This window comes from Bowmanella denitrificans (assembly GCF_002887595.1).
Taxonomy (GTDB): domain Bacteria; phylum Pseudomonadota; class Gammaproteobacteria; order Enterobacterales; family Alteromonadaceae; genus Bowmanella; species Bowmanella denitrificans.
The window spans coordinates 82013-100051 of sequence record NZ_PEBU01000003.1 but is presented as its reverse complement, the minus strand read 5'-3'; the positions used below and the strand labels follow the sequence as shown (position 1 = coordinate 100051).

General features: G+C 52.7%; 12 protein-coding genes. 11 read left to right on the top strand and 1 reads right to left on the bottom strand.

The features are described from left to right. The first annotated feature begins 172 nt into the window (after positions 1–172). From recC to recD, 3 genes are read left to right on the top strand one after another with little or no spacing between them, the layout of a single operon-like run. The gene (gene recC, locus CSR04_RS07150; protein WP_102795589.1) at positions 173–3460 is read left to right on the top strand and encodes an exodeoxyribonuclease V subunit gamma; all 3288 of its coding nucleotides are present in this window, start codon (positions 173–175) and stop codon (positions 3458–3460) included. Further along, a complete protein-coding gene (gene recB / locus CSR04_RS07145) occupies positions 3457–6993 on the top strand; it encodes an exodeoxyribonuclease V subunit beta (RefSeq protein WP_172449271.1) in 3537 nt (1178 codons plus the stop codon). The genes recC and recB overlap by 4 nt, the downstream gene beginning before the upstream one ends. Further along, positions 6987–8894 (top strand): exodeoxyribonuclease V subunit alpha, encoded by a 1908-nt coding sequence (gene recD, locus CSR04_RS07140; protein ID WP_102795587.1) that lies wholly within the window; start codon positions 6987–6989, stop codon positions 8892–8894. The genes recB and recD overlap by 7 nt, the downstream gene beginning before the upstream one ends. Before the next feature lie 12 nt (positions 8895–8906). On the opposite strand, the gene CSR04_RS07135 is transcribed toward recD, so the two are convergent. Beyond that, a complete protein-coding gene (locus CSR04_RS07135) occupies positions 8907–9443 on the bottom strand; it encodes a DUF2062 domain-containing protein (RefSeq protein ID WP_102795961.1) in 537 nt (178 codons plus the stop codon). A 192-nt stretch (positions 9444–9635) separates the two neighbouring features. Here CSR04_RS07135 and CSR04_RS07130 point away from each other — a divergent pair, with 192 nt between their 5' ends. The 8 genes from CSR04_RS07130 to CSR04_RS07095 all read left to right on the top strand — a co-directional run bounded on the left by CSR04_RS07130 (position 9636) and on the right by CSR04_RS07095 (position 17967). Next, a complete protein-coding gene (locus CSR04_RS07130) occupies positions 9636–11879 on the top strand; it encodes a DNA internalization-related competence protein ComEC/Rec2 (protein WP_102795586.1) in 2244 nt (747 codons plus the stop codon). A 121-nt stretch (positions 11880–12000) separates the two neighbouring features. Then, positions 12001–13755 carry a lipid A export permease/ATP-binding protein MsbA gene (gene msbA / locus CSR04_RS07125; RefSeq protein WP_102795585.1) on the top strand — a complete coding sequence of 585 codons (1755 nt, stop codon included), beginning with the start codon at positions 12001–12003 and terminating at the stop codon, positions 13753–13755. Beyond that, positions 13749–14720 carry a tetraacyldisaccharide 4'-kinase gene (gene lpxK / locus CSR04_RS07120; protein WP_102795584.1) on the top strand — a complete coding sequence of 324 codons (972 nt, stop codon included), beginning with the start codon at positions 13749–13751 and terminating at the stop codon, positions 14718–14720. Before msbA ends, lpxK begins: the two co-directional genes overlap by 7 nt. Further along, positions 14710–14907, top strand: a complete 198-nt coding sequence (locus CSR04_RS07115; RefSeq protein WP_102795583.1) for a Trm112 family protein — start codon at positions 14710–14712, stop codon at positions 14905–14907. The genes lpxK and CSR04_RS07115 overlap by 11 nt, the downstream gene beginning before the upstream one ends. Positions 14908–14911: 4 nt before the next feature. Beyond that, on the top strand, positions 14912–15670 hold the full coding sequence (gene kdsB / locus CSR04_RS07110) for a 3-deoxy-manno-octulosonate cytidylyltransferase (protein WP_102795582.1): 759 nt from the start codon (positions 14912–14914) through the stop codon (positions 15668–15670). Between the two features lie 11 nt (positions 15671–15681). Continuing rightward, positions 15682–16344, top strand: coding sequence for an SDR family oxidoreductase (locus CSR04_RS07105; protein ID WP_102795581.1), 663 nt, complete (start codon positions 15682–15684; stop codon positions 16342–16344). Between the two features lie 183 nt (positions 16345–16527). Further along, the gene (locus tag CSR04_RS07100; RefSeq protein ID WP_102795960.1) at positions 16528–17181 is read left to right on the top strand and encodes a PilZ domain-containing protein; all 654 of its coding nucleotides are present in this window, start codon (positions 16528–16530) and stop codon (positions 17179–17181) included. Positions 17182–17331: 150 nt separating this feature from the next. Continuing rightward, positions 17332–17967: a PilZ domain-containing protein gene (locus CSR04_RS07095; protein ID WP_102795580.1), complete on the top strand. Its 636-nt coding sequence runs from the start codon at positions 17332–17334 to the stop codon at positions 17965–17967. Positions 17968–18039 lie beyond the last annotated feature (72 nt).

Genomic DNA, 18039 nt, shown 5'->3' with positions numbered 1-18039 from the left:
TACCAGGAATTGTGTGTTTTGCAATCAATTTTTGTATCAAAAAGGAAAATATTTTGTAAAAAGCCCTGCGGGGTAGTGTTGATGACGGTGTTGAAAAACAGCACATGATGGCAATGTGGGCATTGCGTTTAGCTGTGATACCATTGGCGCAGGAAGAAAAAAACAACCACTTATGCTGCATCTTGTTCAATCAAATAAAATGGAAGTGCTGGCGGCGCAGCTTTGCCAGTATCTGGCTGAAGATCAGGGCGATATTGAGCAGTTATTCGAGCCGCAGCCCATTTGGGTGCAAAGTCCGGGTATGGCCCAGTGGCTGAAACTGCAGGTGGCCGAATCGCTAGGGATTGCCGCTAATCTGACTTTTCCACTACCGTCCAGTTTTATCTGGAATCAGCTTTATTTGCGGTTATTACCTGAATTACCGCAGGAGTCGGCGTTCAGCAAAGATAATATGTGCTGGAAGCTGATGGCGATTCTGCCGTCATTGTGTGATGACCCCAACTTTAGTGCCGTGGCCAGTTACTTAAAGGTGTCTGAGGCCGGACAGGAGTTAAAGCTGTTCCAACTGTGCCAGAAAATCGCCGATTTGTTTGACCAGTATCTGGTATATCGCCCTGACTGGCTATTGGCCTGGGAGCAGGGGCAGCAGGTTGATACGCTGGCTGAGCCGCAGCAAGCCTGGCAGGCACAGCTTTGGCGTGAATTAAAACGGTATACCGAGGTGCTGCAGGAGTCGCCATGGCACCGGGGCAATTTGCATCAGCGCTTGTTGGAATGCCTGAGTGACAAGGATTGCCGTGACGTTTTGCCGCCTAGATTACTGGTATTTGGTATTTCCGCCTTGCCGGTTCAGCAGCTTGAAATCCTCGGCGCCCTGGCCAAACAGATTGAGGTGGTGATCTTTTGGTTTAACCCCAGTCAGCACTACTGGGGAGATCTGGTGGATGAAAAACGCAAAGCCCGTGCTGAGTTACTCAAAGCGCAGGCTGGCGATGAGCTGGCCGATTATCTGGAAGTGGGTAACCCCCTGCTGGCGTCCTGGGGAAAACAAGGTCAGGATTTCCAGGATATGCTGCTGGAACAGGGGCCGCAGCAGCATGATTTATTTGTGGATGTGCCGCCACAGAATCTGCTCGAACATATTCAGCATGAAATTCTGAATCTGACTCAGCGGGGGAGTATGCTGCCGTTGTCGGCCGAGGCGCTGCTGGATCAGGCCCCCAGCTTGCCCAAAATTGTGATTGCCGATAACGATGACAGCCTGGTATTAAGCAGCTGTCACTCCAGATTGCGTGAACTGGAAGTGCTGCATGACCATCTGCTGGGCTTTTTTAAACGGCATGCCGACTGTCATCCCGGTGATGTGATTGTGATGATGCCGGACGTGGCCGATTATGCGGCATTGATCCACGGTGTATTTGGCGGACACAGACAAGAGCTGGCCATTTCCTATGCTATCTCAGACCGCAGTCTGGCCCAGGAATCGCCGCTGCTGGGCAGTTTTGTCAGCTTGAACAAATTACAGTTGTCGCGGCTTGGTCTGGCCGAAGTGTTGGATATTCTGGAAGTACCGGCGGTGCTACGCCGTTTTGAACTCAGTGAGGCACAGTTCAATCAACTGCGTCATTATCTGCAGGATGCCGGGATACGCTGGGGATTGGATGGCAAGGACAAGCGTCGCTGGCATTTGCCCGAGGATGAACAAAATACCTGGCTGTTCGGACTAAAGCGCCTGATTGCTGGCTATGCCATGCAAACTGAGCTGTATGCTGGCTCAGACCAGACCCCAGGTGCCTTTATTGCGCCTTATGCGGAGCTGGAAGGCCAATCCAGCCAGGTGCTGGGTAAGCTGCTGTTATTTGTTCAGCAGTTGTGTGACTGGCTGGTATTCTGTCAGACACCAATGCCCTTGCAGAGCAGAACCGCTTGGGCGCTTGAGCACATTGAGCGAATGTATCTGGCCGATGACCATGACGAACAGTATTTGCAGGGCTTAAGAAATGCACTGAATGCACTTAGCCGACACCAGCATCAATATCAGGGCGATATCGAGCAGCGGGTGTTTTGTCAGGCTCTGGAGCAGCAGTTGCAGGAGTCTGGCGTTGGGCAGCGCTTTTTGGCCGGTAGCGTGAATTTTTGTACCCTGATGCCAATGCGCAGTGTGCCCTTTAAACTGGTGTGTTTGCTGGGCATGAATGATGCTGATTATCCCCGCCAGGTTACCCCGCTGGGCTTTGATCTGATGCAGCAGTCTGCTCCCCGAAAAGGTGATCGGTCCCGTCGTTTGGACGATAAATATCTGTTTCTTGAAGCGCTGTTGTCGGCGCGTCAGCAGCTGTATATCAGTTATCAGGGCCGCAGTGCCAAAGACAACCAGCCCCTGGTGCCTTGTGTGCTGCTAAGTGAACTCGTGGATTATTGCCAACTGGTGTATTGCCGCGCCGACGGCGGGCCACTGAGCGACAGCCTGACCCGGGTTCAGCATTTACAACCTTTTCACCCGGATTACTTTGACGCCAGACATCCGCTGAGTTTTGAGCCTCAGTGGCTGGCCCTGGCAACGGGGCATCACAACGAGGCCGAACCCTTTATTGTCGGCGAGTTACCCTATCTACCTGCGCAAAGTAGTATTGGTGTTGAAGAACTTATTGGCTTTTTCATCCAACCGGCCAGGGGCTTTTTCCAATTGCGCTGGCAGGCCAGGTTTGCTTATCAGGACAACAGACTGGAAGAAGATGAACCCTTTTTCCTCAGCAGTCTGGACCGTTATCAGTTGCTGGCAAGACTGGTTGACAATACGGCGTCTGTAACAGACAAAGAAGTTCTGACCGCGCGTTTACATGGCGAAGGTGTGCTACCTGGCGGTCACGCCGGGGTGCTGGCCCTTGAGCAACTGCAGCAACAGGCCGAATCTATCCGGGATAGCTTGCTGACCTATCGTCGTGACTTGTGTGCCCGGCGTGAAATATTGCAACTGACAATTCAGGGGGTGGACATCAGTGGCTGGCAGGATCATCTGTATGGCGAACAACTGGTGCTGTGGCGCTCAGGTAAGGTTCGTGCCAAAGACAAGCTGCAATTGTGGTTGCGTTTGCTGCTGCTGTGCGCTCAGGGGGTAAAACTCAATCAGGCGGTATTTGTCGGCACTGAATCCGAGCCCTTTATGCTAAACGGCATGCCGCGCGACCAGGCAGTTGCCGCCTTGAATATCTACATCCAGGCCTGGTGCGATGGACACAATCAGCCTTTACTGCTGTTACCCGAGTGTGCCTGGTTGTGGCTGGATAAAGGCGACTGGGACAAAGTGCTGAAAAGTTTTTCAGGCAACGACTTTGCCAAAGGAGAAGGGCAGGATGTGCATGTGGCCCGCATTTGGCCCGATCTTGCCCCCCATCAGCAGGAATTTATCCGGATCAGTGAATCCTTGTTGGGGCCCCTGTATCAATGGAGTCAGGTATGAGGCCCCTACACATTCCTTCCTTTCCGCTGACTGGCCAATCCCTGATTGAAGCCAGTGCCGGGACCGGCAAAACCTTTACCATAGTGCGCCTGTATCTGCGCCTGCTGCTGGGGCTCGGCTGCGAGCCCTTGTCGGTGGACAAAATACTGGTCGTCACTTTTACCAATGCTGCCACTGCGGAACTGAAAAGCCGCCTGCGTACTATGTTGACCAAGGCTCATCATGATGTGCTAGTCGGCCAGACTGACGAAGCCGTGCTCCAAGACCTGATATGTAGCGAGGAACAACGGGAATTAGCCTGCAGGCGTCTGCAACTGGCACTCAGGCAAATGGATGAAGCGGCGGTGTTTACCATCCACGGCTTTTGTCAGCGGGTACTGACCCGCCATGCTTTTGAAAGTGGCAGTCGTTATCAACAGGAATTGATTCTGGATGAGTCAAGCCATCTGCATCAGGCCATTAAGGATTTCTGGCGAGCCAGAATATTGAGACTTCCGGCGCCGTTGCTGGAACTCAGCCTGAAACTGTGGTCCGAGCCGATGGCGCTGCTGCGCCAGGTGCGAGGTTTACTCAACCAGGATTTTGCCTGTCAGGATAAAGCCGCGCCGCTGGAAGAATTACTGCAGCAGTATCAATGGTTATTGGCCGACAGCAAAAGCTGGTGGCTTGAAAATCAGGTATTCGAACGTCTTTGGCAAGCTAATCTGAATAAGCGAACCCGTCTGGGTAAGGGCGAATTGCTGACTCAAATGGAAGCATTCTGTCAAAGTGCAGAGCTGTTTTTGCCACAGGGCGGCAGTTTTGAGGACTTTCTACCGGAAAAGGTGGCTAAGGCATTAAGTAAGGCCAGCCCGGATCTGTCTGATCTGGATTTTGCCCGTTTTGAGCAACTGCAACGTTTGCACACTCAGCTGGTGGAAGGCCTTAAAGTTACCCTTTACCTGGAAGCCATTGACAGCCTGCGCAGCAAACTGGCGATAAGTAAAGATAGCGCCAATCAGCTCAGCCCCGATGATTTACTCAGCCAACTGGCCAATGCCTTAAATGGAGCGCAGGCCGACGCTCTGATCAGCGCAGTACGGCAGGCCTATCCGGCGGCCATGATTGACGAATTTCAGGATACCGATGCCGTGCAGTATGGCATTTTTAATCGCCTGTATCCGCCCACAAGCCATGACTGCCTGATTATGATTGGTGACCCGAAGCAGGCCATTTACGCTTTTCGCGGGGCGGATATTTTTACCTATATCGGCGCCAAGCGAGAGGTGGGCGAGTCTCGCTGTTTCACTTTGGAGACTAACTGGCGATCAGAGCCTGTGATGGTGGAAGCCATCAATAAGCTGTTTATGCAAAGCCCGCAGGGCTTCTTGTATAACCAGGATATTCCGTTTTTACCGGTCAAGGCCGGACAATCCAATAAGCAGTTACTGTTAGATGGTAAAGGGGTGGCGGGACTGGCCTTTGAATACCTGAATTGTGCCTCGCCACAGGGCTTTTCGGCCGTACAAGGGCCGCTGGCCGAACATTTTTCCGGGCAAATTGCCGCCTGGCTGGCCTGGGGCCAGCAAGGCCGGGCCCTGTTATGCCATGGGCAGGTACAAAGCCCGGTAAAACCTAAAGATTGCGCGGTGCTGGTGCGCGATAGGTTCGAAGCACAATTAATGCGCGATGCACTGGCGAAACTGAATATTGCTTCGGTGTTTCTGGTACGGAAAAGTGTGTTTGCCACCCAGATTGCCGCTGATCTGTTGCTGCTACTGCAAGCCATGCAAAATCCCGGCGACGAAGCCAAAGTGAAAGCCGCCATGCTCACCGAACTGGTCGGATTGAGCGCGCTGGAGTTTGAAACCTGGCTGGCCGATGATAGTCGCTGGCAGGAACTGCTGGGGCAGTTTTTCCATTGGCAGCGGCTCTGGCAACGTCAGGGTATTGCCAGTGCGCTGGCGCAGATGCAACAGCAGCTAAGCCTGATGGCCTCTGTTCAGCGGCGTTTTGCCGACCATTTGCGGCGTATCACCGACCTGCGCCACCTGTTTGAGCTGTTGCAGCAACACAGTCTGGAAGTGCAAGGTGAAAGTCAGCTTGTACATTGGTTTGCGCAGTGCTTGAGCGAGCCAGATGACAATCATGAAGGTCAGCAACTGCGTTTGGAAACCGACGACAATCTGGTGCAGATCGTGACCATGCATGCCGCCAAAGGGTTGGAGTATCCGCTGGTGTTTATGCCCTTTGCCTGTCGCTATCAAAAACGTGTAGATCCTCTTTATCACGACGATGAACGCAAACTGTGGGTAGACTTTCTGGGCCGCCAAGAGAATCTGGCCCGGGCTGCAACAGAGAAGCTGGCAGAAGATATTCGCCTGCTATATGTAGCCCTAACCCGGGCCGAGCATTGGTGCAGTGTTGGGGTGTTTGACACCACGGCTGGCGGGCAGAGCCGCAACCGGGCTATCAGCGGCACGGCACTGGGTGCGCTGTTGCTGGGCCCCGGTGCTGAGGTGCAGGAAGGAACACTGCAAACCGCCTTGCAACATCTGGCCGATAGCCAGCACATCCACTATAAGCCAATTACTGAGCAGGACATTCAGCCCGGTCAAATCCCGGTCGCCGAGTTACAACCACTGGAATGTGCTCGCCTGGGCAGGAGCTTGCGACAGACCTGGCGACTGACCAGCTACTCGGCTATCAGCTTACAACAGGACCATCTGCCTGGGCCTGGGCAGGATGAAGGCGTCACACCTGCTGTTGTGTCTGTCAATCCGCCCGGTTTAGACCGATTTGCCTTTACCCGCGGCGCCAGGGCCGGTTCATTCCTGCATGGCGTATTGGAAATACTGATGTCTGCGGAAACGGCCGCTCAGGGAGAGATGAACCGGGAATTACTGGCGCGTTGTATCGAAGAACAGGCATCGCTATTTGCCATTGAAAGTCAGTGGTTTGATGTACTGCAGGAATGGCTATGGGATGTCGTCAATGCCCCCATTCTGGCTGATGAACCGCTGCGCTTGCTGGACATACGCCAGGCCAAGGTGGAGCTGGAGTTTCACCTGCCTTTGCATCAGGTACAGGCGCATAAGTTCAACCGGATACTCAACCAATATATGCCGTTTATGCAGGCCCGTTACGACTTTGACAGTTTAAATGGCATGCTCAAGGGGTTTGTCGATCTTATCTTTGTTCATCGCGGCAAACTTTATGTCGCCGACTATAAGTCCAACTACCTCGGGGCTGATTTCGGGGATTATCAGCACAGTAATATGGCGCAAGCCATGGCCGAGCATGATTATTACTTGCAAGCGGTACTGTACAGTCTGGCACTGCACCGCTGGCTGCAAAGCCGCTTACAGCATTACGACTATGACCAGCATGTGGGCGGCACCTGTTACTGGTTTTTGCGCGGTATCAGCCCGTCTCACCCTGGACGGGGAATTTTTCAGTTAAGGCCAGACAAAGCCATGATTGAGGCGCTGGATGCCTTATTTAGCGGCGAAAGCACCAGCGGCGGCCAGATGGAGCAATTAAGCCTATGCTAGACAGCCGTTCTTACCTGAAGCCTTTACTGGCGGCAGAACAGCTTCCTGTGTCTTTTACCGGCTTGGATGTGGGGCTGGGCGACTTTATTGCCACCCGGGAAGCCGCATCTGGTGATCAGTTTGCTCGCCAACTGGGGGTGTTTGCCGCAATTGTCAGTCAGCAACTGGCCAGTCAGCATGTGTGTGTCAGGCTGGACGAGTTAACCCGCCTGTATAACTTGTGTGTGCCGATGCTGGATCAACCCTTACCTATGCTGTTTGTGTCACAGGTGCAGGAACTGCTGAGTCAGGCTGCCACGGTGCATCTGGTGGCAAACAATGCTGTGGCGGCTGCTAGGCCTTTGGTGCTGGATGGGCAGGGCGTGTATCTGCAGCGTTATTGGTGGTATGAATATGCACTGGGCCAAAGCCTCAAGCAACTGGCGCAGGGACAGATCAGGCTGGATACTCAAGGCTGCAAAGCTCAGCTGGAGCAGTTATTTTCCGACACTTCAGAGCCGCGCGACTGGCAGAAACTGGCGGTGGCGCTGGCCGCCACCCGCAGGCTATGTGTGATTACAGGTGGCCCGGGAACGGGCAAGACCACTACGGTCACCAAGTTGATGGCGTTAGTGCAGGGGTTAAATCTTGCTGCGGGGTTAACCCCTCTCAGAATTGTGCTGGCCGCGCCAACCGGAAAGGCCGCAGCCCGACTGGCAGAGTCAATTTTGCAGGCCAAATCAAGGCTAACTGACGAGCTGGCCGCCCATTTACCAACACAAGCTGCCACCTTGCACCGACTGCTGGGGTTTCAGCCCGGCAAGGCCGCGTTTCGTCACCATGTGGATAATCCGCTGGCGCTGGATATGCTGATTCTGGATGAGGCGTCCATGGTGGATTTGCCACTTATGGCTAAGCTGCTGGCCGCGTTGCCAGGTCATGCCAGGTTGGTGCTGCTGGGCGATCGCCAGCAACTGGCCTCGGTGGAGGTGGGTTCGGTTTTGGGGGATATTTGCCAGAGCCTGTCCGAAACCGACTGGTTGGATGAAAGTGGCCAGTACGATGCTGATACAACCGCATTACTTAATGCCCTGACCGGGGCAAATCTGACAGCCAATGGTAAACCGACCAGTCTGCTTCAAAACAATTTGGTGATGCTGAGAAAAAGCCATAGATTCAGCAGCGCCAGCGGCGTCGGGCAATTAGCGCAGGCTATTAATAGTGCAGATATGCGACGGATGCTGGCTTGCCTGCAAAGCGAAACCAGCGGCGAGGTTGACTGGTACGCCAAACCTACTCAGGGCCAGGTGGTGGAACTGGTATGCAGACTCTTACAAGACTACTTTACTGCTGTTGAGACAGGCGATGTGCGGGGCGCATTCACCGCGCTGATGCGCCAGCAGCTGTTATGTGCCACGCGTCAGGGGCTTTGGGGGACCGAGCAATTTAACGCCAGAATTGAACTGGAACTGACCCGCCGCGGCTGGGTTAAGCCGACCCAGGAACTGTACCCTGGTTGCCCGTTAATGGTCAGCCAGAATGATTACCAGGTTAAACTCTTCAATGGCGATATGGGCATCTGCCTGGCGGATCAGGATGGTTTACTGAAAGTATGGTTTATGCAGGCCGATGGTGAGCTTCGGGCTGTGCTGCCCAGTCGTGTTCCGGCCTGGCAGAAACTCTATGCCATGACCATACATAAAAGCCAGGGCTCGGAATTTAAACATGCCTTGATTTGTCTGCCGGATGGGGCCTCTAGCCTTGTCAGCCGGGAGTTACTGTATACCGGGGTAACCAGGGCTAAACAGAAAGTCAGCTTATTCGCCCCGGAATCGCAACTCAAGGCCGCGTTGACCAGTCACTGCCAGCGCGGCTCTGGTCTGGCCGACAGGCTGAAAATCAGCACAAGCGAAGCCGACTGATTTGGTCTACTGTTAAAGTCTGTGGGTCATGCGGTTAAGATGGCGCTGCTGACGTTTTTGCCAGGCTTTGCGCACGGAATAGCGCCATAGCAGGTTCATGCCGAAATAACCGGCCAGGCCAAATACCACGGCGCAAATCCCGCACCCCACTAAAAAGGCCGGACCGATGGTTTCCAGGCTCTGTACTACCCAATCCCAACTTAGTTGAAAGGTAAACGCCTGAGGTGGCTGACCAAGTACCCATACGCCGACAAGATAAGCGCCGTAGAATATCGGGGGCATGGTGAAGGGGTTCGTGATCCAGACAGTGGCGACGGACAGTGGTAAATTGACCCGCAACGGAATGGCGCAGGCCGCTGATAACCACATCTGAAAAGGGACTGGCCAAAAAGCAAAAAACAAGCCCAGGCCAAAGGCACCGGAAGCCGATTTACGATTGAGATGCCAAAGGTTGGCATCGTGCAGCAAAGTGCCGAAAACTTTCAGGGCTTTTTGGTCTTTAATAGACTGATGATCAGGTAAAAAGCGCTTTATAAATTTCTTCGGCATAAACATCTCTGATTAGTTTCTCCCTGAAACGGATTCCGTACCGTTTCGTGGCGTTGCCAGAAAAATGCGGCTTCTGGCTGACAAAATCAAACTGGCTGTTGTTTGATTCTGGCGGTGCATCCCTGCGCCGCATGGGCACCTATGTTACGGGTGCCTTAATTTAGCGAATCCGGACTATCAGGCGGCATTACTATGGATGGTTGGCTTTTCAGTTTTATGACAGCTGCAGCGCTTTGTCTATTACTGCCTGTGCTGCCTTCAATCTACCTGTTGCCAGCGCTGCTGTTTGGCGCTCTGGCGCTTGGCTATCAACGCCATTTTATCCTGTCTGGCCTGTTGACCGGATTGGTTTGGATGGCGAGTGTAGGCCATTGGCAGCTAGCCTGGCAACTCCCGGATTCGAAGATCCGACAAGTGGTGGTGTTGGAGGGGCAGGTGGAAAGCCTGTTGCATCAGCAGTCTGTGCAGCGCTTCAATCTTAATGTAAGCGAATTTGATCATCAGCCGGTTTGGCAAAACGTAAAAGTACGCCTGGTCTGGCGAAAGCCGGATTGGCCCGTTAAACAAGGGCAAAGGGTGCGTTTAGCGGTTAAGTTAAAACCGCCCCATGGCAGCCTTAATCTGGGCGGTTTTAACTATCAGCAATGGCTGTTTGCCCACAGCATTCGGGCGACCGGCTACGTAGTGCGCTCAGAACAAAACCTGTTACTGGAACAAGGTCAAAGTGTTCGTCAGACCTGGCTGGATGAATTTGCCACATTGGACTTACAGCACAGCGCCTGGCTGGCGGCACTGAGTTTGGGTTACCGGGGCTGGTTGGAAACGCACGACTGGCAGTTGGTGCAGCGCACAGGGATTGCTCACCTTATTGCTATATCGGGGTTGCACCTGGGGATGGTGTCCAGCTTCAGTTATGGTCTGTTGGTGATTTTTCTTGGGCCTGTACTGGGGCGATTTTATCCGCACTGTAATCTGCATAAACTGGCGTTATCCGGCGCATTATTGGTGGCTTTTGGCTATGCCGCCCTGGCCGGATTCAGTCTGCCGACGGCCAGGGCCTGGCTGATGCTGGCAATGTTCGTGCTGCTGCTGAACCTGCAACTGCACTGGCGGCCCAGGCGGTTGTTGCTGGTGTGTCTGGCTTTGTTTATTTTACTGTTTCCCCTTAGTTTGCTGACCTTAAGCTTCTGGCTGAGCTTCGCCGCCGTTCTGATTATCTACTTGGTATTCTGGCGCTGGCCAGCAGGTCGTGGTTTTTCTGTCATGACCTTTATCTCGGCACTGGTGCGGATGCAACTGGCTCTGAGCTTATTAATGTTGCCACTGGTGGCCTGGCAATTCGGTTTGGTGTCACAGGTCTCGCCGCTGGTGAATTTGTTAGCAGTGCCCTTTGTAACCATGTTGTTGCTGCCTTTATGTCTGCTTGCGTTGTTGGCCCTGGCGCTGCAGCATGACTGGGGACAATGGCTGTTCAGTTGGGCAGACCGACTGCTTGAGTATGGGCTGTCTGCGCTTTTGAGGTTTGATGCCTTAAGTCAAAGTGCATTTGCGGTGCCGCATTTGTCGTTGTGGATTTGGCTGTGTTTCGCATTGGCTATGATCTGGCTGCTATTACCTAAAGGATTGGTGAATCGCGCCTTTGGTTTTGTGTTGTTATTGCCACTGTTATCGGCGTTTTTGCCATCGCGGGATCTATCCTGGCGTATCGAAGTGGTGGATGTGGGCCAGGGCCTGGCGGTATTAGTACACCGGCATGGACGGGCACTTTTGTATGATACCGGGCCCGCTTATGCTTCTGGTTACAGTGCCGCCGAGGGGCAAATATTGCCCATGCTGCGAGCGCTTGGGATAACACAACTGGATTATTTGTTGGTCAGTCACCAGGATAACGATCATGCCGGTGGCACAACGCTGTTGCTTGAACAGATTTATGTTGAGCAGTTACTGTCAAATCTGGGCCGATGTCGCTATCCCTGGCAGACGGTCTGGCAAGGTCTGAGGCTGCAAGTGCTTTGGCCTTTGGCGGATTCACAGGGCAGCCAGAATAATCTTTCCTGCGTGGTTAAGATAACCGACGGACAAGTCACTGTGCTGTTGCCGGGCGATATTGAAGCAGCTGTAGAGCGCGAGTTGGTGGCCAGAAACACACTTTCGGCACAGATTCTGATCGCGCCCCATCATGGCAGTGCCACCTCGTCTTCCAGTGAATTTATTGCCGCCGTTAATCCAGAATATGTGGTGTTCAGCCAGGCCTACCTGAATCGTTGGGGTTTTCCCAAACAGCAGGTTCAACAACGTTATACCGATGCGGGTGCCAAGCTGTATTTGAGTTCAGCGTCCGGGCAACTAAGGTTTCGGATTGACAATGGCCGGATTGAGGCGGAAGGATTGCGCTCCAACGGCTTAAACCCTTGGTATATGGAGCAGCCCAAATGATGTGGGTGACCGAATTTTAGGCAAAAACCTATTGATAGTTGGGGAATTATTGCCTGGCGGTTACAATAGTCCGATTGGGCCCGGTTGAAGCGGGCGTTAAACGGATACCCTGACCACTGTCATGAGTCGAAAAATCAGCGCTTCGGTCTTTCCGCGCTTTCTTCGTTACCTGCGCGAATTTAAGCTGGCCTTTGTGATGGCCATTATTGGTATGATTGGCTATTCGGCCGTGGATGCCTTTGTGATTTTCCAGATGCAGCCGCTTATCGACGAAAGCCTGGTGAAGGGCAATGTGGATTATCTGCGTATGGCGGCCTATCTGGTGCTGCCGCTGTTTATTCTGCGTGGCTTATTTAACTTTATGGGAAGCTACAGTTTGTCCTGGGTGGGTAATCAGGTGGTGATGCGCATGCGTCAGCAGCTGTTTAACCAGTACATTCATTTACCTGTCTCTTATCACGACCAGCATTCTTCCGGGCAGATGATCTCCAAAGTTATCTATGACACCGAGCAGGTGGCTAATGCTTCGGGCAAAGCAATGTTAACCCTGGTGCGGGAAGGTGCGCTGGTGGTCTACCTGCTGGGGATCATGTTTTATCACTCCTGGCAGCTGTCGCTGATATTCCTTTTGATTGGCCCGGTGGTGGCGGTGATTGTGTCGGTGGTAAGCAAAAGGTTTCGCCTGGTCAGCCGCAATATCCAAAAGGCCATGGGCAGCCTGACCAATGTGGTAGAGCAGGTGATCAAGGGCCATAAGGTAGTACTGATGTTCGGCGGCCAGAAACTCGAAGAAGAGCGCTTTGCCGAAAGCAACAACCATAACCGCCAGCAAAATATGAAGCTGGTGGTGTCCCGCCTGTTAAGTGAATCCACGATTCAGATTATTGCCTCCGTCGCCCTGGCGGTGGTGCTGTATCTGGCCAGTACCCCAGGTATGATTGAAAGTCTGACGGCAGGGGTATTTACCTCTGTCGTGGTCAGTATGACCATGCTGCTGAAGCCCCTTAAACAGCTGACCACTGTCAATGCCGAATTTCAGCGCGGGATGGCCGCTTGCAGCAGTGTATTTGAAGTGCTGGATGAACTGCGCGAGCAGGATAGCGGCAAGGTCCGTCTGGGTCGGGCCAGAGGTGAGATTGCTTTTGATAAGGTCGACTTTGCCTATCCGGGTAAAAGCAACAATGCCCTGAAAAACATCAGCTTTCATGTGGCACCGGGGCAGAGCCTGGCTCTGGTGGGGCGTTCCGGCAGCGGTAAGTCGACCATTTCCAGTTTGTTGACCCGTTTTTACCGGGTGGAACAGGGCGGCATCAGTCTGGATGGGCATGAGCTGAATGATATTGGCCTTAAGGATCTGCGTCGTCAGTTTGCTCTGGTGTCCCAGCATGTCACGCTGTTTAACGACAGTATTGCCAATAATATTGCCTATGGCGCGGAAGATTCAGTGAGCCGGACTCAGATTGAAGAGGCCGCGCGTATTGCCCATGTGATGGAATTTGTGGAACAGCTACCTGAAGGTCTGGATACCAATATTGGTGAAAATGGCCTGATGCTGTCTGGTGGTCAGCGGCAGCGTATCGCCATTGCCCGGGCGATTTTGCGTGATGCCCCCATCTTGATTCTGGATGAAGCCACCTCTGCACTGGATACCGAGTCTGAGCGTCTGATTCAGGATGCGCTGGATAAGCTGCAGAAAGACCGCACCAGCATTGTGGTGGCGCATCGGTTATCCACCATAGAAAACGCCGACCAGATCCTGGTGATTGATCAGGGGCGTATCCTGGAGCAGGGCGACCATCAAACCCTGCTGGCCAAAGACGGGGCCTATGCGCAATTGCATAAATTACAATTCAAGGAAGGGATAGCGGTATCGTGAGCTGGCTGGAGAAACGCTGGTACCGGCCCGATCCTCTTATCTGGCTGTTGTTACCACTAACTTTGCTGTTCTGGCTAATCTCAGCCTGCCGTCGCTTGTTGTTTCGCCTGGCTATTAAGCGCAGCATCAGGGTCGATGCACCGGTGATTGTGGTGGGCAATATCTCGGTAGGGGGCAATGGTAAAACCCCGATGGTGATTCGCCTGTGCCAGTTGTTAAAACAGCAAGGTTTTCACCCTGGAGTGGTGAGCCGCGGTTATGGTGGCAAGGCACCCTATTACCCTTATAGCGTAGCGGTCAACAGTGACCCTCGGGTGGTGGGCGACGAGCCGGTTATGATGCGCCACCATCTGGGCTGCCCGTTGGTGGTCGATCCGGACAGGGTGCGTGGTGCCCGTTATCTTATCGATGAACATAAGTGCAATATCATTGTGTGTGATGACGGTTTGCAACATTACCGCTTGGCCAGGGACATTGAAATTCTGGTGATGGATGGTCAGCGCCGACATGGCAACGGTTATCTGCTGCCCATGGGGCCACTGCGTGAAGGGGCCTGGCGACAAAAGACGGTGGATTTTGTGGTGGTCAATGGCGGGGTAGCCAAGGCCGGTGAGCATTTGATGTCGCTGGAGTCGGGCCAACTGGTCAATGTTAAATATCCCAGCCAGACCCAGTCTATCAGCGAGCTGAGAAAGCCTGCCATTGCATTGGCGGGGATTGGTAACCCGGAGCGTTTTTTCAAGCTGCTGGACAGTCGTCAGGTCAGGCTTAAGCAGAAACTGGTGTTTGCTGACCACCACCCATTCCGGGATGGGGATATTCCCGATGATTTAGTGCTGATGACCGAGAAAGATGCCGTCAAGTGCCGGGACTTTGCCCGCTCGCAATGGTGGTATCTGCCGGTAAGTGCTAAGTTAACCGAACAATTTAAACAACAACTGCTGGAAAAAATCCATGGCATTTGACAAGAAGTTACTGGACATTCTGGCTTGCCCGGTATGTAAGGGAAAGCTGCTCTATCAGGCTGAAGCCGCTGAGCTGGTGTGTCGTTTTGATCGCCTGGCGTATCCTGTTCGCGACAATATTCCGGTGATGCTGGAAAACGAAGCCAGAAGTCTCAGTCTGGATGAGCTGGAAAGCATTAAGGGCTGACAAAATGAAATTCACCTGCATCATTCCGGCCCGTTACGCGTCCACGCGTTTTCCTGGCAAACCCTTAGTGGATATTTATGGCAAACCCATGATCCAGCATGTGGTGGAACGCGCACAGGAATCCGGGGCCAGTCGCGTGGTGGTGGCCACAGATGACGAGCGAATTGCCGAGGTGGTGGAGGGTTTTGACGGCCAGGTTTGTATGACTGGCAGGCAGCATGAATCCGGCACCGAGCGCCTGGCGGAGGTGGTAGATTTACTGGCGCTGGACAGTGATGAGATAGTGGTGAATGTGCAAGGCGATGAGCCTTTTATTCCCGCTGCCAATATTCAGCAAGTCGCGGAAAATCTGAATTTACACCGGCAGGCTGAAATGGCCACACTGGCCGTGCGTTTAAGTGACGTGGAAGAGCTGTTTAATCCCAATGTGGTCAAGGTCGTGACCGACAAGCTGGGTTATGCACTGTATTTCAGCCGTGCCACTATTCCTTACGACAGAGCGCGTTTTCTGGATGCTGATAGCATTGACGAAATAGGCGATTACTACTTAAGGCATATTGGCATCTACGCTTATCGTGCTGGCTTTATTAAACAATATGTGAACATGACCCCATCCGGTCTGGAACAGATTGAATCCCTTGAACAACTCAGGGTGCTTTGGCACGGCGAAAAAATTCATGTGGATGTGGCGGTACAGACACCCCTAACGGGCATTGATACGCCCGATGACCTGGCCAGGGTACTCAGCCAGCTAAAACGCTAAAGGAGAAAACGATGGCAACGGTTGTGATTACCGGGGCGGGCCGGGGCATAGGTCTGGCACTGGTTCAGCAATATATACAGCGTGGTGATAAGGTGTATGGCTTGTGCCGACGAGCAAGCCAGGAGCTGCAACAAAGTGGTGCAGAGGTGCTGGAAGGGGTGGATGTGGCCGATGTTGCCAATCTGGCAGATGCCCTCAAACCGCTCGCCAATGTGCAGGTTGATATCTTGATCAATAATGCTGGAGTGCTGGGCAACGAGTGCTTCGACCTGCCGGATCCTGCCAGTGTTGAACATCAGTTTCGTGTCAACGCCCTTGGGCCGTTGCTGGTCAGTCAAATGCTGGCGGTACATATGCAAAAAGGCAGTAAGATTGCCATGATCACCAGTCGCATGGGCTCCATGGCCGATAACGGTTCCGGTGGGTATTACGGCTACCGAATGTCAAAGGCTGCCTTAAATGCCGCCGGTGTGTCAATGGCCAGGGATTTAGCTTGCCGTGGTATTGCCGTAGCGCTGCTTCACCCTGGTTATGTGCAAACGCAAATGGTTAATTTTGGTGGTGATGTATCGGCACAGGTCTCTGCGCAGCGCTTGATACAACGGATTGATGATTTGAACCTGGAAAACTCAGGATGCTTCTGGCATGCCAATGGTGATGAGCTTCCCTGGTAGGTGGATAGAGCGTGTTGACCTTTTGAACAAAAATATATTTGAAAGATAAACAGCCCTGGAAATAAAAAATTCCTAACGCCTCTTGTTCTGCTGTAAATCCTGCTATAACTTAACAATTGTGTCACTTCTTGGTGACACCCTTGTACAAGTTCTCAATGCACATCAGCCAGCAGGGTGTCCAGATTGCAGAAAGTTATCATTCAGGCCTGCTCTGAGCAGGACAAGGAATGGCTAAGCCATGTCCACAACGGCACCCGTATTGATGTTCAACTGCTGGATCAATACGACAGCCGTTTTCAGAGCGAGTTGGTAGGGTATCGCTTTGGGCGCTATCTGATTATTCGCTTTGATGAGTTTGTGTTGCCGCAAAGTATGAACTGTACCGGTCTGATAGCCGTGTGTCGCTTTTTGGTGGAAGACAGTCTTGGCGAATGTTTTGCCTTTAAAAGTGAAATCGTTAACACCTTACGCAGGCCCGACAAGTTACTGTTTATTGCCTTCCCCAATGAAATACATCGCAGGCCGTTGCGCGCCAGCAAAAGACTAAGTCTGAAAATCCCCGCCAGCATCGCATTACGCAGTAATCAAACGACAGGCGCCGCATTTGATGGCGTGTTAATCGATGTGTCCGGCGATGGTTGTCGTTTCCAGTTTGATGCTTCTCATACCGGGCGAAAGGTAAATTTGTTGCCTATTCTGGTTTGTATTGACTGGCAGGAAAAAGGCATAAAAAAAGAGGTCAGCGGTATGGTGCGTAATTCCAAGATGCAGGATGGCTTTTTAACGGTTGGCATACAGTTCGACGAGCAACAACCGGACTTGGACAACTTAGTCTGACTGCTCTTTACTTACTTCAGGGGCCGGATTTAACTTAATCTTTAAAGCAAGATACAACGCCCTCAGGGAAGTGCTTCATCCTTTTAACATCGCAGACATGCCGTCTCTTTTCGCCAAAACCAAAGCGGCATAAAGCAATGGGGACCTATTATGGCAGGTGAGCAGCAGGATACTGATAAGGCGGAACAGGAATATTGGATAGATCACCTGAAATTTGGTGTCAGGGTTGATATTCAGTTACTGGAGCTGCAGAAGCGTCGTTATCATGCCGAGCTAATGGGCCTGCGTATTGGCCGCTATATTGCCCTTCGTTACGATCCAAACAACTGGCCTGTCGGCGAGCAGACTACCGGTATGATGGTGGTCTGCCGTTATCTGGTGGAAGAGACATTGGGTGAGATATTTGCTTTTAAGGCCGAGATACTGCAACTGATTCGACACCCTGATCACCTGATATTTCTGGCCTTTCCCAAAGAGGTGTTTAGGCGCAGTCTGCGCGATACCGCGCGTAGCGAAGTGAATTTGCCAGCCACGGCCAGCATAGGTGAGCATTCTTATGTTGGACAGATTATTGATATTTCCGAAGGTGGCTGCAGACTGGTGTTGCCGCAGGAACCGGATGTGCACGAATGGCAGCAACAAGTGCTGAAGCTTGTGATTGATTGCCCGCAAAGTCAGGGGGCTACCCACACTGCCAAAGTGCGTAATCATCGCGAAGAAGAGGAAGGATTCTGTCTGGGATTGCAATTTGAAGCGCCGCAAGCCTGGGTACAGACTTTGCCCTGAGCATTGCCTTTTATTTACATTTATTTAAAGTGATGGCCTGGTTTAGGCAAAGAGGAATGCCATGGGGCCCCT

Excerpts from the sequence above, each read along its gene's own strand:
- recC (WP_102795589.1), top strand. The coding sequence starts at position 173 with ATGCTGCATCTTGTTCAATCAAATAAAATGGAAGTGCTGGCGGCGCAG.
- recB (WP_172449271.1), top strand. The coding sequence starts at position 3,457 with ATGAGGCCCCTACACATTCCTTCCTTTCCGCTGACTGGCCAATCCCTG.
- recD (WP_102795587.1), top strand. The coding sequence starts at position 6,987 with ATGCTAGACAGCCGTTCTTACCTGAAGCCTTTACTGGCGGCAGAACAG.
- CSR04_RS07135 (WP_102795961.1), bottom strand. The coding sequence starts at position 9,443 with ATGCCGAAGAAATTTATAAAGCGCTTTTTACCTGATCATCAGTCTATT.
- CSR04_RS07130 (WP_102795586.1), top strand. The coding sequence starts at position 9,636 with ATGGATGGTTGGCTTTTCAGTTTTATGACAGCTGCAGCGCTTTGTCTA.
- msbA (WP_102795585.1), top strand. The coding sequence starts at position 12,001 with ATGAGTCGAAAAATCAGCGCTTCGGTCTTTCCGCGCTTTCTTCGTTAC.
- CSR04_RS07115 (WP_102795583.1), top strand. The coding sequence starts at position 14,710 with ATGGCATTTGACAAGAAGTTACTGGACATTCTGGCTTGCCCGGTATGT.
- kdsB (WP_102795582.1), top strand. The coding sequence starts at position 14,912 with ATGAAATTCACCTGCATCATTCCGGCCCGTTACGCGTCCACGCGTTTT.
- CSR04_RS07105 (WP_102795581.1), top strand. The coding sequence starts at position 15,682 with ATGGCAACGGTTGTGATTACCGGGGCGGGCCGGGGCATAGGTCTGGCA.
- CSR04_RS07095 (WP_102795580.1), top strand. The coding sequence starts at position 17,332 with ATGGCAGGTGAGCAGCAGGATACTGATAAGGCGGAACAGGAATATTGG.